This is a genomic window from Massilibacteroides vaginae, assembly GCF_900178525.1.
Taxonomy (GTDB): domain Bacteria; phylum Bacteroidota; class Bacteroidia; order Bacteroidales; family Tannerellaceae; genus Massilibacteroides; species Massilibacteroides vaginae.
Genome location: NZ_FXDJ01000006.1, coordinates 176878 through 193466 on the forward strand (window position 1 = coordinate 176878; position 16589 = coordinate 193466).

The 16589-nt window shown below is 36.4% G+C and carries 10 protein-coding genes; all 10 read right to left on the reverse strand.

The features are described 5' to 3' along the window. On the reverse strand, positions 1 to 477 hold the full coding sequence (locus tag B9Y81_RS01270; protein WP_085535189.1) for a hypothetical protein: 477 nt from the start codon (positions 475 to 477) through the stop codon (positions 1 to 3). 21 nt (positions 478 to 498) lie between these two features. Next, entirely contained in the window at positions 499 to 1653 is a 1155-nt protein-coding gene (locus B9Y81_RS01275) for a sialidase family protein (protein WP_085535190.1), read from the reverse strand. After that, entirely contained in the window at positions 1653 to 2603 is a 951-nt protein-coding gene (locus tag B9Y81_RS01280) for a Kelch repeat-containing protein (protein ID WP_176221426.1), read from the reverse strand. Before B9Y81_RS01280 ends, B9Y81_RS01275 begins: the two co-directional genes overlap by 1 nt. 116 nt (positions 2604 to 2719) lie before the next feature. Beyond that, complete coding sequence (locus B9Y81_RS01285) at positions 2720 to 3484, reverse strand: SGNH/GDSL hydrolase family protein (protein WP_085535192.1); 765 nt, start codon at positions 3482 to 3484, stop codon at positions 2720 to 2722. An 18-nt stretch (positions 3485 to 3502) separates the two neighbouring features. Beyond that, entirely contained in the window at positions 3503 to 5062 is a 1560-nt protein-coding gene (locus tag B9Y81_RS01290; RefSeq protein ID WP_085535193.1) for a RagB/SusD family nutrient uptake outer membrane protein, read from the reverse strand. 19 nt (positions 5063 to 5081) lie between these two features. Then, positions 5082 to 8408 (reverse strand): SusC/RagA family TonB-linked outer membrane protein, encoded by a 3327-nt coding sequence (locus B9Y81_RS01295; RefSeq protein WP_095996239.1) that lies wholly within the window; start codon positions 8406 to 8408, stop codon positions 5082 to 5084. Between the two features lie 453 nt (positions 8409 to 8861). Continuing rightward, positions 8862 to 9776 (reverse strand): sugar phosphate isomerase/epimerase family protein, encoded by a 915-nt coding sequence (locus B9Y81_RS01300; protein ID WP_085535162.1) that lies wholly within the window; start codon positions 9774 to 9776, stop codon positions 8862 to 8864. Positions 9777 to 9780: 4 nt separating this feature from the next. Next, a complete protein-coding gene (locus B9Y81_RS01305) occupies positions 9781 to 11103 on the reverse strand; it encodes a Gfo/Idh/MocA family protein (RefSeq protein ID WP_085535161.1) in 1323 nt (440 codons plus the stop codon). Positions 11104 to 11120: 17 nt separating this feature from the next. Continuing rightward, the gene (locus B9Y81_RS01310) at positions 11121 to 13004 is read right to left on the reverse strand and encodes a RagB/SusD family nutrient uptake outer membrane protein (RefSeq protein ID WP_176221427.1); all 1884 of its coding nucleotides are present in this window, start codon (positions 13002 to 13004) and stop codon (positions 11121 to 11123) included. Positions 13005 to 13091: 87 nt separating this feature from the next. Beyond that, positions 13092 to 16484 (reverse strand): TonB-dependent receptor, encoded by a 3393-nt coding sequence (locus tag B9Y81_RS01315; protein WP_085535196.1) that lies wholly within the window; start codon positions 16482 to 16484, stop codon positions 13092 to 13094. Between the last annotated feature and the right edge of the window lie 105 nt (positions 16485 to 16589).

Genomic DNA, 16589 nt, shown 5'->3' on the forward strand with positions numbered 1-16589 from the left:
TTACCCCTTTCTTTTAAAAATTTGTTTGCATGCCCCTGTTTCTTCATCATAGTACTCAAGAGTATATTCAAAAGGAGTGTTAAGGCACAATGTGTTATAAACAGTTCGGTATGTCTCAATATATAATGGACAAGGAAGTTCCCCTTTAGATTTTATATGACTAATCCCGGGGCATGCAGATTGCTCTATTTCAAGAAAGTCTTTTCCATGATTAATTTGTACCGGCCATTCTTCTTTTTTGTAGACTTCCTTAAAGTATATAGCCAGATCATGAATATTGCCGATTTTTATTTGTTCAGATAATGGTTTATGGAAACTACAGGTATATTGTTGCAAATAGCTTATCAGAGCTTCTTTCCCCCAATTATTATATATATAGTTTAAGAGAATATTCATTGATAAATGAAAATCTTTGTGTAAATATTTGTTATCGGATGCATTTCTCCGCATTATTTTTATTTTGTTCTGTGTTCCCATAAACAATTTGAATAAGATTAATTATTTGTATATCCACTGTTTGTTAAGTCTTGTTATATTTGTGAAAGATAATCCTGTATTATTAGACTGACTTCCTGCGCAATATCCAAGCAATAGATTATCATTATCTATAAAACGGATTGCGATGTAACAATACCAACCATCAGGATCTTCCTGAATATTTTTGATTTTTTTCCATGTTTTACCTTCATCTTTGGAGATCGCCATTGTTAATGGAGTTCTTTGTCCTTTTGTCTTAGCATCAGAACCATCATTATTATTCCACACTAACAACCAATCATCACTTCCCGGAATCTTTTCTATAGTTGCAGGAGATATAGGTGAGGCAATATTACTACTCTCAATATGACTCCAACTAGCACCTTTATCTGTTGAAAAAGAGAGTTGTTGATGACCACCACTTGCACGGATATACATCATTATCCGACCATCTCTTAGCTCTATTACTCCTGGTTCTTGGGTTATAATATTGGTGAGATTTGGAACACTTGTACTTGATTTCCATGTATTGCCGTTATCTTCAGAGTAATAACAATACAAATCAGCTTGCTCTTTCCATTCACCATTAGACGTTTTATGTAATGCAACAGGCATAAGTAGTCTTCCATCTTCTAATTGTATTACTCGTGCATTGTTTAAGACAAAATAGCCACTTTTGTCTGTTATGCAAACAATAGGTTCACTCCAAGAGTTTCCTTCATCTTTAGAAATACGCATCATTGGAATACAATCTTCTATTGAGTTTTTTTTCAAATAGAAAAGGGCTATATTGCCATTTTTCAAACGAAGTAAGGATACTGACATTATATTCATCCCCCCTTCATTAGACAGTATTACTTTATCTTCTAAAGTCCATGTTTGACCATTATCATTTGAGTAACGAGCCGCTAAATATGCTGGGGCATGATCACTAGATGAAGTTCCGGTGTAACGGCTATATATAAACATAATCTGCCCATCTTTTAATGTTACAAAATCTCCCTCACTATTACGCGGGTTGTCTTTACCCGGAGCAAGTGTTAATACTATTTCCGGATCAATAGTGCTTGCATTTGTACTTTTGTTTGCATTACATGCCATAACGAAAATTGATAAAAAAAATGCCCAAAAACATGTGGTTTTGTAATGTCTTGTTTTAATAGATTGCTTTTTCATTATTTTTTAAATTTTATTATTGAAACTTTTCCTGTTCTTGTTTTATTTGAATCTGGCTCCCCTCCAATTAGCCACCATTCTTCCTCAGAAATCTTTATCAAAGGTGCTGTCGTTGATTGTATTATTAATGATCCTATATTATTTGCTAACCCGGATTTCACATCGATTGTCCAAATTCCTTTATGAACCATCCCGTCAGCTCGCCCGGTTATTAGTATCTTATTCGCATCAAGAGATTGACCCATCCAACCATAGCCATTAAATGGTAGATTCTTTAATTTCTCCCATTTATCTTTTTCAGGATTATAACGAAAAAGATCTGATAGGGGAGTTAAAGGACTGACTTCTGATAAACCTCCAATTACATATAAATAATTCTCGCATGCCACTAAAGCATGCAATATCCTTGGAGATCCTGGAATTGATCCACACTTAACCCAACCTTTGTTAGGCTGACAAATATCCAATACCCACATTTTATCTGAATATCCTTCATTTGAGGTTCCTCCAGAAACATAGAATTTGTTGTTTAAAATAGCGCCGGATCCAAAACCAATACATTCAGGCAGATTAGGCAATTTGTCCCACTCGTTTTTATTATTAATTGCTTTTAATACGTAAACTTCGTTTGACATATTATTACCATCTGTGGTTCCGCCTGCGATGTATAGCCCTGTTTCATTATGACAGAAAATCGAATATGCTAATGGAATAGGCAAAGGAATACCTTCGGTCCAGTGATCATCTTCGAATATTAAAGAATTTTTCAGTATTGTCTTAGAAGTTTTTTCCTTATTCCAACTTGTTCCACCTAAGATAATTGGCTTTCCATTAATCATTCCACCCACATGCCCACCTCTTTCAGAATTTTCAGGAAGAGCAATACCTTCAATAACTTTTGAATGTTTGGAGGAGCTTATTTGATTCTCGTTCGTTAATAATAAATTCATAAATAAGAGTGATTTAATATTAGTATTTTGAACAGCATACGTATTGAAACTCATAAATAATAATATACAATACAACGCTATTTTGACACTGTTATATTTCATGCTATTTAAACTATTTAATGATCACCTTCGTAATATTCACCTCCGCAACTTGCAGCATTCGGATCAAAAATTGATAATGCTTTAAATAAAGCTATAGCTATTTCCATATGTCCGTAACCATTGGGATGTAGAGGATCATTTAGTAATTTCTTATGTACTTCTCCTTGATATTTATTTTGTAAACTTGTATTCCATATTTCCCAGTTATCAACTAAAACCACATTATTCTTTCGTGATACTTCTCTCATTTTTAACACATAATCGTTAATAGCCTTTCTCTCTGAGGATTTTTCGATTATTATTATTGTCGGGGTCATTAATATAGGAATAGCATCAATTTTTCGAATCCGGCCAATTAGTTTTTCCAAATTTTCACCATATTCTTTAACGCTAATATTTTTATTTATTGATGCATCATTAGTACCTAACATCAAGACAACGACTTTAGGATTGAATTGAGTTATTCTTTTATCGAAATCATTTAAAATATTCTGCGTCGTATGACCACTAATAGCTGAATTGATAATAAAATCCATTGATCTTTGCATTTCCCATCTAATGCGTTCCGAAAAAATTTCCGGAAAAGCTCGCATACCATGTGTATGCTTTGCTCCTTGTGTTATGCTATTTCCTGTAAATACCCAGTTTATTGGTGATTTATTATCTATTAACTCTTTAATCTTTGTTCTGTCAGAAAAATCAGACTCAATAGTATTAAATTCAATTGCTTGCAATAGAATGATATTTGTAAAAAGAAAGAATAATAGTTTTTTTTTCATGAGTGTTTATTGTGATATTTATTCATATCCTGGTGTTTGTTCAAGAAGAGGATCATTGTTTAATGTATTAACATCTATTGGCCATAATAATTTATGTGCTTCAGAATCAAAATTCAATATCGGTTGAGTGGAACCATATGTTATATCAGTTGAAAAAACAAGTGGTTTACCTTCGGCATCTTGCATACGACATACATCATACCAGCGTTTACCTTCCCAAACAAATTCTTTATCACGTTCTTTTAAAATAGCAAGCTCATTTTGTGAATAACCTAGATCTTTATACTCATGTATTTCTGGATTAAAATTAAGTCCATAGGCTCTTTTACGCACCTCATTTATATATTGAGCAGGATTATTACCCAATTTGTTTTCTATTTCAGCCATTAGTAAAAGAGTTTCCGCGTAACGATAAATAGGAATGTCAGAAACGTATATTCGGTTATTAGTACTGTTGATGATGCCCATAAATTTTCTAAGAATAAGACCTTTTCCTGTTATTGATTTGTTTTCATCTTTCATGTAAAAGTCTAGAAATGTGGCATCTCTACGCATATCCATAGAATCATAAGATTCAAACAACTCAAATTTATACGCATTAAAATAATATCCTGTGCTTTTAGCATCTAATGTATCACCCATTATTATGCCATCCCTACCGTAGACCTGATCTACAAAATTGAAATTTGGATAAACAAAATCCCATGCCCAGCTTGTAGCCTCACCTTCTAGGTATCGAATTGTGAAAATTATTTCATCATTACCTTTGTTTATGCAACTAAAAACATCTTCGAAATTTGGACATAAGGAGTATTTATTTATTAAAGAAGAGATTGCTTTTTTTGCTATTTGAATATCATCAACAGACGGAATTTGATCTTGGGTGGTAACTTTTGCGGACCATAAATAAATTTCTCCTTTCAGCATTAAAGTTGCATCACTTGACCATAAAGATTTAGGATTGGTTGTTAAGGTTGAAGATGCAAAATAAGATTCGGATTTATTTATATCTTCTTTGATAAAACTTAATGTTTCTTTTGCTGTTGAGCGTTTGGTGTACAAATCTTGTGCATTTGTTGCTCCATTTAAAACTGCAGCATTATCAATAACTGGTACCCCACCATAAGTACGATATAATATAAAATAATAAAAGGCTCTTAATCCATAAGCTTGTCCTAAAAAATAACTTTTTTCAGTATCTGAAAGAAAAGAACATTCATTTTCAACTTTCCCTATAAAAATATTGACTTGTAGGATTTTTGAATAATAGCCATTCCAATTTGAAATTCCGGTATTGTCTTTTGTGAAATTATTATCTTTTATTGGAGTAGTATTAATTATACTTGTTCCGAGTGCAGTTGCTCCGAGTACAGATGTTCCCCCACGTGCTTCTCCTAAGTTAAAAACAGATCGATCTGTGCTGCGTAGATCATTATGTAAGCCAAGCATAAAACCTTCGACCTGCGATGAGTTATTCCAAAAGCTTCCACTACCATAATAATCTTCAGGAGTAAGATCCAGACTATCACAAGCATAAAAAATAAATAATGCTGATAAATATTTAATTATTTGTTTCATTTTTTTTGATAATTATTTATTAATACGTAATAGAAACTCCCAATATCACAGTTCTTGGTAGAGCATATCCACTACCTGTATTTCCTCCTTGTTCAGGAGTATATAATTTAGAATTTGTTATGTATCCTAAATTTTGTCCGGTAATTGAAAATTCTGCATTTTCCGCACCTATTTTTTGGGTAAGTGTTTGAGGTAAACGATAGTTCAAAGACAATTCCCTGATTGCTAAATAGCTTGCATTATAAATAAATAAACTATTTGATGGTCGATCGTAATTCCGTTTACCAGCCTGATCTGCCCAATAATATTTAGGGTATTTTGCATTAGGATTTTCAGGACTCCAAGAATCTCTCGTGTCAATTATAGAATTAAAGGATCCTTGCATACATCCCATGAAAAATGGTCGAGCCGTATCCACTTGGTAATGACCTAAGGCAAAATCAAATTTGGAAGAGAAAGTAATGCCTTTCCATGATAAAACATTAGTGAATCCTCCAAGCCATTTCGGAGTTGTGTTGCCCATGTAAACCTTGTCATAGGTGTCTATTATTCCATCCTTATTTACATCTTTCCAAATAACATCGCCGGCTTGAATCGGGTAAGCATTTCCTTTTTGTGCATCGGTTAATTTTGCCCATTCATTTGGACCGTATAAAAACTTCCCAGCTCCAGTCGAACTTACTGTTTTATCAATTCTGTTTGCAGCAAGCGACATTACTTCTTCTTCACTTTTATATATACCTTCTGCAACATACGCATATATAGCACCAGGCTCCTGTCCTTCCTGATATCCTCCAACCCAAATTCGTTCATCTCCATTTCCGGTATAAACTTGAATAGCACTTTGACGATTTCTTTCTAAACCATTTTCAGGTAGTTTGATAATTTTATTTTTGTTATAAGCAATATTTGCATTAATATTCCATTTCCATTCATCATTATTAAGTACTTTAAAGCCAAGTTCGAGTTCTAATCCTTTATTGTTAATTTCTCCATTATTAGAACGAATGCTTGTTATCCCCGAACTTCCAGGTAATGGAATATTTGCAAACTTATCTACTGTTGTACGGTTGTAATACGTTATATTGGAATTTATTGCATTATTGAGCCAGCCCAAATCCAAACCTATTTCAAAAGTATTAGATTTTTCCCATTGTAAAGACTGATTAGGAATTTGAGTTAATTTATACCCAACTGTACCGTCATAGTTTGCTGTTCCATAAGCTCCTTGAAGTTCATATGCTCCAACGCCTGATACATTACCATTAACCCCATAGCTACTTCTTAATTTTGCAAACGATATAATATCTGTCATTTTTTGCATGAAATTTTCTTTACCGAAAACCCATCCTAATGAAACGCCAGGGAATAATCCCCATCTATTATCAATCAAGGTAGAATATCCATCTCTTCTAAAAGTTACAGACGCTAAATATTTCTCTTTGTAATCATAATTAATTCGTCCCATAAAAGACATAATTCGTTGTCGTATATGCCAGGAATCAATATTTCGTTTATTTTTGTCTGAAGAAGTAAGTCCTAAATCTTGAAAATCATCAGTTGGAGCTCCAGATCCACTAGCATTAAAGCCTTTCAGATAATCATCAAAGTACTCAAATCCCAATAAAGTGCTAAATGCGTGATTTTTCTGAATTAAAAAGTCATAATTTGCAATTATATTATATGTCTGCCGTTTTTTACGTTCAAAGCTGGCGGCTGTACTACGAGTCCTTGACCAAATTCCTGGAGCGGAAAGATAATCTTTATCAAAAGTTTCATTGAAATTTTCATCGTATGCCCACAATGCACTAGCTTTAACATAAAAGCCATTAAAAAGATCGAATTGAAAGGATTGGCCTAATGTGAATTTATCTGTATTTAGATCACGAATAAACTTGTCTATATTTTTTTTCGGATTTCCATCAGTTGCACTTCTTCCCAACAATTCTTCTCCATCTGCGTTATAGCCTCGCATAGTTGGAGGTGCGCTTAGCATTCTTCCAAAATAATCTCCATATCCAATATTTGCACTTTCTTTTTTGTTTGTATTCGCAAAATTGAAGGTAGTGTATGAGGTTAGCCAAGGCTTGATTTTATAATCACCATTAAAAATAGCTGTTATCCTTTTATAATAAGTTTTTATAGGTATACCTTCAGCATCATAATAACCAATTCCAGCATAGTAATGTCCCTTATCATTACCTCCTGACAAAGCAATATTATAATCTTGTGTAATTGAAGGATTTTTGAATGCAGCTTTTGCATAATCAAATTCTGTATAAATGATAGTCTCACCAGTTATGGGATCTTTCATTGTTTGCCATCCCTCAGACAAAAGAAAGCGATTTGTGTCATCCAAAATCATTGGGCTCCAAACTGCTCTTGCATCCTTATTTCCATCTAAAGCAATTGTTGGATTGTTTGGATCCCAATATAAATTCCCAACTCCATAAGGTTGTACCCCGTCTAAAGAAGACATATTTGTATATCCTTGCCAATCTCCTTTTTGATTTTGCCATATTTGAGAAGCATTTTTAACCGCTGAGCGCATCCAATAAAGATAGTCGCCACCATTCATCATCTCATATGGATTATTTAAATAATTAATACCGACTCTAGCTTTAAATGAAATGGAGGATTTTCCTGATTTTCCTGTTTTAGTTGTAACTAAAATCACCCCATTATTTGCTCTGGCTCCATATAAAGCTGTAGCTCCTGCATCTTTTAAGACTTCTAAGGATTCAATATCTTCTGGATTTATGTCATTTAGATTGTCTCTAACTTGACCATCAATCATAATTAATGGAGATCCAGTTCCATCTAAATTTGTTCCTCCACGCAAGACAATAGTTGGAGCAGCACTAGGACTTCCTGACGATTGTATTACTTTTAACCCGGCTACTGCTCCAGATAAAGCTTGTGCCGGATTAGAGTACAAGCCCGATTTTAGAGTTTCATTTTTTACTGTTGCAATGGAGTTTGTTAATTTAGAACGTCTCTGTCGTCCTCCATATCCAGTAACAACTATTTCATCTATTAATTCTGTATCTCCTCTTAAAGCAACATCGATTTTAGTTTTATTACCCACTGCAATTTCTTGTGTGGTATATCCAATAAAGGAGAAAACTAGAATATCATCATTAGAAACAAGTATAGAGTAATTTCCATCGATGTCTGTTACAACTCCTGTGTTTAGGCCTTTAACCACAACATTCACTCCCGGCATAGACTCGTTTTGGTCATCTAATACCACTCCCGTAATTGCTTTTTTGCCTTCTTGTGTGGTTTGTGCCAGTAAATATGTTGGCAGAAGGCAAATGGCTATAAAGAGTATTATTTTTTTTATATTCATGATTGATAAAATGATATTTTTGTATCAAAATGCTACGGAATGTTTTTGTAACATTTTAATTGGTTAAAAACATAATAGTGATTTTAGATATACTTTATTTGTTTTCAGACTTAGCGAATTGTTATTTTCCACCTCCTTTCATGTTTATTTTGTACTCTGATTTTAACTGTAGCAAAACAAAGGATTATTATTGCCTTAATTTGGATAGTTTGCGAATAAGGAATGATAAATTGCGAAAAAGCACAGGGAAAAGTGACATTTATGGTGTGAGGTAATGCGTTTTGCGGACAGTTTATTATAAACATTGATTTTAAATGTTGTTAAAATAAGTGTTTTAGGTATATGTAAATTCCTTAATATTAGTGTTATGTGTCGTGGTAATAGGAAAACAAATAGAGGTAGTCTACAAAAATAGGCTACCTCTACGTTATAATTCGGGGTGATCTTCTATTTATAATAAGCAAAAATGCGATCCATTTGTTCTGAGATTTTCTTTAGGTGGTTTCTGTCTCCTCCGCCTACTTCGGCTGTAACCCATCCTCCGGTGTAGTTTATCTTGCTTACTGCCTTCATTACTACCGGCCAGTTGTTGTCTCCTTCGAGGAGTTCGACGTTAAATCCTTCCCAAAGGCCTTTTTTATTCATGGCTTCGCGACTAAATTCCTTGATGTGAAGTTTTACTATTCTGGAATTTAGTGTTTCAATCCAGTGCTCCGGCCAACCGTAACGCAAGATGTTTCCGATGTCAAAATACCAACCTATCAGCGGGTGATTTATTTCATCAACAAAGCGGCGGGCTTCAACGGGACTTAGTATAAAGTTGCTCCATACATTCTCCAGACCGATATACATACCTGTTTTTTCGACCGCCGGAATGAGTTTTCGAATGGATTCCAAGGCGGTGTTGTAGGCTTGCTCATAGGGAATTGTTTCGTTTACAACGCCCGGAACGACCAATACGGTATCTCCGCCAAGCGCTTTTACTTCCTCCAACGACTTAGCAACCGAATCAATGCATTCCTGTCTTACTTTCGGATCAGGATGGGAAAGGGGTTTAGACCAGTGGTCCTTGTTCACCACGCTGGGCAATTCAATCCCCGTTTTAGCTTTTGCGTCCAACAGCTCTTTTATCGGTATCTCAACGGGCGCATTAAATTCGATTCCGTCAAAACCGAGATCTTTTACCATTTTAAACTTATCGAGAAGCGGGATATCTTCTTTTATCATGCCATACCCCAAGCCTTTTTTAAGTTTCTTCTGATTGATGATCTGCGTCTCTTCTGTTGAGGCTGTAACAAAAGACGGGACGACAGACAATCCGGATAAAACAGCAGCTGATTTTATAAAATTTCTTCGTTCCATATACTTATTTTAATTGAGTTATGCCCGGAATGGCAATTGGAATAGTATGCTTTGTGTCCCATGATACATTCTCAGGAAACAGGGTTTCCAATGAGCAAAGTGCTTGTTCACAAGAGATGGTCTGACCGGTGTAACCGGCCATTCTTCCGGCAAGAGCCACTAAGTTAGAGCGCGTCATCCAGTCGCCGTCATTGATCGGCCTATTGTCTCTGATAGAAGCGAACAGTTCATCGTGTTCCTGTTGATACATGCTCCGGACTTTCGAACGCTGGTACGCGTTTTCGTCCGTAAACTTGGTTTCGTCGGCATATACCCAAGGATTTTTTCCTTTTATTTCGTGCAGTCCGGTACGGCAATCCACAATACATTTACCGTCTTTTCCGGTTAGCTCCACGGCATACGAAGGAGCGGTGTTTGTCTGCTGGCGACAAGAGAAGTAAGCTTTTGCCCCATTTGAATATTCGTAAGTAACCGCAAAGTGATCATAGACATTACCGAATTTAGGATCCACCCTTTTTTGTCTTCCTCCGGTACCGCTGACCCGAATAGGCATGGCGTCGCCCATTCCCCACTGCAACATATCAAGGCTATGTATGGCCTGCTCTATGATGTGATCGCCCGAAAGCCAGTTGTAATACAACCAGTTCCGTAGCTGATACTCAAAGTCCGACCAGCCATTCTGACGATCTTTAGACCAAAGTTCGCCGGTATTGTAAGTTGCCTCGGCCGAAAGGATTTCTCCGATTTGTCCATTTAGAACCCGGCCAAACGTTTCTCTTTTGGGGAGGTGATATCTCCAGCAAAAACCGGAGACTAACGACAGCGATTTTTCTCTTGCCTTTTGAGCCGCCATAATTACCCTACGCAAACCGGGACCATCTACGGCAAACGGTTTCTCACAGAAAATGTGTTTTCCCGCATTTACCGCGGCTTCAAGATGCATTGGGCGAAAAGCGGGAGGAGCTGCCAAAAGAACAACATCAACATCCGAATCAATCAGCTTCTGATAAGCATCCAGACCTACGAATTTCTTATTGTCCGGCACCTGTACCTTCTGCGCCATTTTCCCTTTCAACTTCTTATAAGAAGCGTCCAGCTGATCACCGAAAGCATCAGCCATGGCAGTCAGCACAACATTGGGATCGGCATTCAGCGCCTCTTCTGCCGCGCCCGTGCCACGTCCGCCACAACCTATCAACCCGACTTTTAGCGTATTGCTATTGGCCGACCAGGCCGATTCGGATGCTAAAATCGTACTTTTAGGAATAAGCGTACCAACAGTGGCTACACCTGCCGTTTTAATAAAATTTCTTCTTGAAAACTTCATACTATTTTGATTTAAAGTTAATAACCCGGATTTTGCTGTAACTGAGGAGCTTTATTCATTTCTTCGATAGCTATCGGCAACCAATATTGCCTTTTATTCCACTCTCTGGTATCCGCCAGAGTTGTTGTATTATAGATATATATCGAAACTCCGTCCTCAAAATGATAAATATATGTAGGACTAAAACTCTTTATTACTTTATCACAAATCATCCATTTACGTATGCTATACCAACGGTCACCCTCTCCCATCATTTCGATAAGGCGTTCATGTCTATACCATTCACGTGCCTGATTCTGGTCTGCAGACAACTCTCTTCCAGGTAATCCTGCTCGATTTCTTATTTTATTAACAGCCTTCAAACCTTCTTCTACTTCACCTAATTCAATGCAAGCTTCAGCATAATCCAGCATGACCTCAGCCAATCTCATCTCAACCCAGGTATTTTCATTATTATCGATTTCTCCGTTCAACGTAACATCAAGCATTTTACGTATATAATACCCTGTTTTTGTACCATTCCATGCTTGGTTTGCCGCAGATCTTGAATCTGCTCCACCTATTTGATCAGACTCCATTTTACTTATCTCGCTCATCAGGCTTGCCACATCTTTTCCAATCAAGGCGTTGCCCGGACGTTTAATTTTATGTCCTATCTGAATCTTATTGTCAGTAGAAGGTCTATCTCTCCAAGGAGCTCCGTCAAATAAAATAGATGCATAAAAACGAGGCTCTCTTCCAATATATGGATTATGTTCAGGATCCGTCTCCAATTGTTGTTTAGTGAAAGCTCTAACACTTTTATCTCCCGGTTTATATTTGTCCCATTGGAAAGAAGATCCATCTTTCATTTCATATTCCCGTACCAAATCTTCTATCGGTTCATTATTCCCCCAACAATTATAACCGTTAGGTCCCCAGTAGAGATTATTCCTAGCAACATTCCCTTGTTTATTCAGGTATTGTACACCAAATATAATTTCGTCGTCCCAAACGCCTTTCTGTAAAAATATTCCGGCATAATTTTCAGCATAAGCTTGTATCTCCGCTTCAGTAATATCTGCGGAAGGTTCTCCAGCTGCACCGGTCAGCGCATATTTGCCATATTTACCATCCAGCACTTCTTTCGCAGCATTCTTTGCAGCCAACAACCTGTCTGTTCGATTCCCTCCATCAAAGGAAACCAAAGGATTAGAAGCTTCATATCCTCCGTTAGTAAGCTCTCCGGCAACAAAGCTCAACAATCTTGACTTTAATGCAGCCGCTGTTCCTTTTGTTGCTCGCCCTTGTTCAATATCCGCTTTAAGAGGTAAACCTTCAATAGCCAGATCAACATCCTTGAGAATAAAGTCTACTGTTTCCTGCAGAGTAGAGCGTTTTGGCAGAAGGAAGTCATCTTTCAAATCATATTTTTTATCCGAAAGCACCAACCCGCCATAAGATCTCAGGAGATTCGTATAGTCAAAAGCCCTAATAAAAAGTGCTTCTGCTTTTATCTGCTGTAGCTTAGCTTCTTCAGCAGCTGTTTTTACAGGTACATCATCAATTCCATCCAATAACGTATTGACGTTTTTAATATTCCTATACAGATCATGCCAGAGTATAAAACTATACCTTACACCTACACTATTTCCTGTACCTCCGAAATGCCCTAAATAACTTGGCGTTAATGTACCTTTTGTGAATGTTACATTACCTGCCCTATGAATATTAAGTAACTCATCTGTAGAAGAAGACAACAAATCCTCTTTCATTCCCAATACATTCTCATGATCACCACCTATTTGATCATAACACTGATACAAAAAGGCCTCTACCAGATTTATGTCCCGGAATAAAGATTCTTCATTAAATGAGTCAACCGGATCTTGATTAAGTACATTATCACAAGATGTTGTCATAAATATTATTGCAATAACAGAAATGCAACACTTATATATCAAATTATTCTTTTCCATATTTTTTGTGATTTTATCATTTGTATGCCGTCAAAAAGTAAGTTTAACACCCAGATTAATGGATTTCATCGCCGGATAATATTGAGGATTAGCCACTTCAGGGTCATAATTTCTTTGAGCTGAATAGATCAGGAATAAATTATAGCCCGACACATATACATCAGCTTTAGAAACACCAACTTTTTTAGTTAAAAGTTGAGGAATAGTATAATTGACCATAACACTCTTCAATCGTAGATAAGCCATATTATCATACCAATAAGAATTACCATTACTTAAATATGACCAGTATTGATCAGCACGATGAAAAGGTCTGGCTTGATTTGAATTGCTATTCTCAGGAGTCCAATAACCATTTGCAATCCATTGGAACACATTCTGACCAACACCTCTATTACCTTCAATAGAACTTACATAGTAGTTACCTTGTCCTTGTGCCAATGCAGAGAACGACCAGTTTTTATATGCCAGATCCAACTTAATACCATAGAATAACTCAGGAGCATCAGTTTTATCCATTAAAATACGGTCATCCGCATTAATCACGCCATCCCCATTATAATCTTCAAAAATCACATCTCCCGGTTTTGCTCCAGCCCAATGAGGGTATGCATCTACTTCGGCTTGTGTTTTAAATATTCCTATTGCATTATATACTAATTTTGTTCCATACGGATGACCGGTTTCTCTTTGCCATTCCACAGCACGTTCAGGTTCATCCATAAACTTCACTTTATTACGCGCCAAGCTCAGGTTTCCCGATAAATCGAGTCTTACTTCTCCAAATTTTTTATGAAAACCGGCGTCGATTTCGAAACCTCTATTATCCACTATACCTATATTTTCGTCGGGCAATGCCAAACCGGTAAAACTGGGCACAGACGCATTTTTCTTTACAAGAATATCGGAACGTCTGTTAAAGAAAAACTCTGTATTTAAGTGGAACATTTGATTCAAAAATTGAGAATCAAATCCAAAGTTATAGGTAGTTTGTTTCTCCCATGTTATATTAGAGTTTGCAACTACAGACTGGTAAATCTTTGTTACCACATCTTTTGAACTACCCAATGTTACCCCTGCATCAAGAGCATATTTATTAATATATTGGAAAGGATCTCCCGGGTCCATCCCCATTTTACCATAAGTTCCCCTCAGTTTGAAATAGTCAATAAACGATAAGTTCTCTTTCCAGAAACTTTCTTCTGATGCACGCCATGCTAAAAGAATTGCCGGGAAATTTCCCCATCTGCTGGAAGGAGGAAATTTAATAGAACCATCACGACGAAATATAAATTCCATCAAATACCTGTCTTTATAGCTATAGTTTAATCGGCTAATCCAGGATTGACGAGCATAAATGCTCAGTTTACCGGAATTCGATTTATCTTTCTCACCTCCTGCATCTAAAGCTTGAACTAAATCAGAAATGAAGTATTTACGATAGGCATCAAAAATAAAGTAATCTTCGTCTAACTGTTCAAAAGCACCAAAAATAGAGAATGTGTGATCTCCAAATGTTCGTCCGTAATTAAAACTGATATTAAACATTTGCTTTCTTGTTCTTGAATTTTCCTGAGTCAGTTCAGGAGAATCAAGACCACGCAAACGGGGTTCAAGATCCATACTGGTGATAAAACCATCTTCATTTCTTACTGCTGTTTCATAATCAGCATAATATAAAGTCCATGGTTTTTTAAAAACTTTCTTATTATAATTGCTCACATCATAATTAAAGAATCCATCAATAGATAATCCCTCAATCATAGGAGGTTTAATGGATGCACGGAATGTCAGCTCGTTTTTATAGTTTTCCTGCTCGTCGTATCCTGCATCAAAACTTGTGTTGACAACAGGATTCACACCACCTTCAAAATCGGGTCCGGGTTCTCCGGTAGGCCAAAAAGAAGGAACTGTAGGAACAACTAAAGTAGCCCATCCAACCAACTTGGATGTTTCTGTTGTAGGATATTTCTTTGACGTCATAAATCCGGCATATTGAACAGATGCGTCAAGCCAATCGGTGATAGGCACATCAATTTTGGCTCTTAAATTATACTGTTTGTATTTTGTGGATTCTTGCTTATAAAACGCCTGATTGTTTTTATAGCCGAAAGAAACATAATACCTCATTTTTTCATACCCACCATTAATAGATAAGCTATGCCGGGTATCTGTTGTCCAGTCTTTAACCAAATCGCCCATCCAATCGGAATTAGGATGCTCCCATGGGTCTATTCCGCTTTTAAACAATTCAATATCCCTGTCAGAATAAAGTCTGCTTAGCCCTTCATAATCCTGATAATCTGAAATATACTGAGAATATTCACCGGCATTTGCAAGTTTAGGCAGAATTGTCGGAGCTTTAAAGCTGGCAGAAAATTGATAATCTAATTTTGCTTTCTGACTAGCTCCGCTTTTTGTTGTAACAAGTATTACCCCATTTGCAGCACGCGATCCATAGATTGCCGCAGACGCATCCTTCAGCACAGATATACTTTCTATATCATTTGGATCAATCTCATACAAACTTCTGTCAGGAATACCATCAATTACGACTAAAGGATTTAATGGTTTCGAATCACCTTTTCGATCCCCTAAAGTAGATCGTCCACGAATAAGTATCTGCGCTTCATCTTTTCCAGGTTCACCCGAACCTTGTATTACCGTTGCCCCCGGCAATCTTCCTGAAATAGCATTTGTTACATCAAAAGCATTCGTAGAAGCAATTTCTTCCCCCTGTATGGCAGCAACTGCACCAACAAGGTTTTCCTTCTTTTGTACACCATAACCAATAACAACCACTTCACCTAAAGCCTGACGATCCTCTAACAGTTTTACAGTAAGCGTACTTTGTGAATCTATCACTATAGACTGCTGTATATAACCTACATATCTTATTTCTACCACATTGCCAGTAGAAACATCCAGCGAGAACTTTCCGTCAAAATCAGTTATTGTTCCATCAGTAGTACCTTTGATTACGACATTGGCTCCAATAATAGCTTCACCTTTCTCATCTAATACAGTACCTGTTATTTTCTTTTTTTGTGTAACCTGATTTGTTGAGGGCTTCTCTTTTTCCTTTTGAACCGACAGCACAATATGCGAACCTTCTATTTTATACTTTACACCGGTTCCTTTGAACAGTTTATCCAAAACGTCGGAAATAGATTCATTTTCCACACTAATAGACACAATCCTATCCATATCTATTTGTGTGTTGTAAACAAACATATAGTCCGTCTGCTGTTCAATAACGCGAAGGGCTTGTTCTACATTTATATTTTTCTCATTTATAGTCACGTCCGTTTTTTGGGACTTAACTTCAAGAGCAGATGAATACACTATGCACGAGAATAAGAGAATAACCTGAAGGCATACAGATTTAATATTGCAAAATCTCCATAATAGTTTTTTTTCCATAATTTTACGATCTAAAATTCTAGTATTAATACTTCTCTTCTCCAGAAAGTAAATTCTTTATCTGGATTTAATGGTTAACTGAATATTTTTCAACTAAAACCGACA

What these genes read in the sequence shown, in the direction of transcription:
- B9Y81_RS01270 (WP_085535189.1), bottom strand. Translation starts at nt 477, where the DNA reads ATGGGAACACAGAACAAAATAAAAATAATGCGGAGAAATGCATCCGAT.
- B9Y81_RS01275 (WP_085535190.1), bottom strand. Translation starts at nt 1,653, where the DNA reads ATGAAAAAGCAATCTATTAAAACAAGACATTACAAAACCACATGTTTT.
- B9Y81_RS01280 (WP_176221426.1), bottom strand. Translation starts at nt 2,603, where the DNA reads ATGAATTTATTATTAACGAACGAGAATCAAATAAGCTCCTCCAAACAT.
- B9Y81_RS01285 (WP_085535192.1), bottom strand. Translation starts at nt 3,484, where the DNA reads ATGAAAAAAAAACTATTATTCTTTCTTTTTACAAATATCATTCTATTG.
- B9Y81_RS01290 (WP_085535193.1), bottom strand. Translation starts at nt 5,062, where the DNA reads ATGAAACAAATAATTAAATATTTATCAGCATTATTTATTTTTTATGCT.
- B9Y81_RS01300 (WP_085535162.1), bottom strand. Translation starts at nt 9,776, where the DNA reads ATGGAACGAAGAAATTTTATAAAATCAGCTGCTGTTTTATCCGGATTG.
- B9Y81_RS01305 (WP_085535161.1), bottom strand. Translation starts at nt 11,103, where the DNA reads ATGAAGTTTTCAAGAAGAAATTTTATTAAAACGGCAGGTGTAGCCACT.
- B9Y81_RS01310 (WP_176221427.1), bottom strand. Translation starts at nt 13,004, where the DNA reads ATGACAACATCTTGTGATAATGTACTTAATCAAGATCCGGTTGACTCA.
- B9Y81_RS01315 (WP_085535196.1), bottom strand. Translation starts at nt 16,484, where the DNA reads ATGGAAAAAAAACTATTATGGAGATTTTGCAATATTAAATCTGTATGC.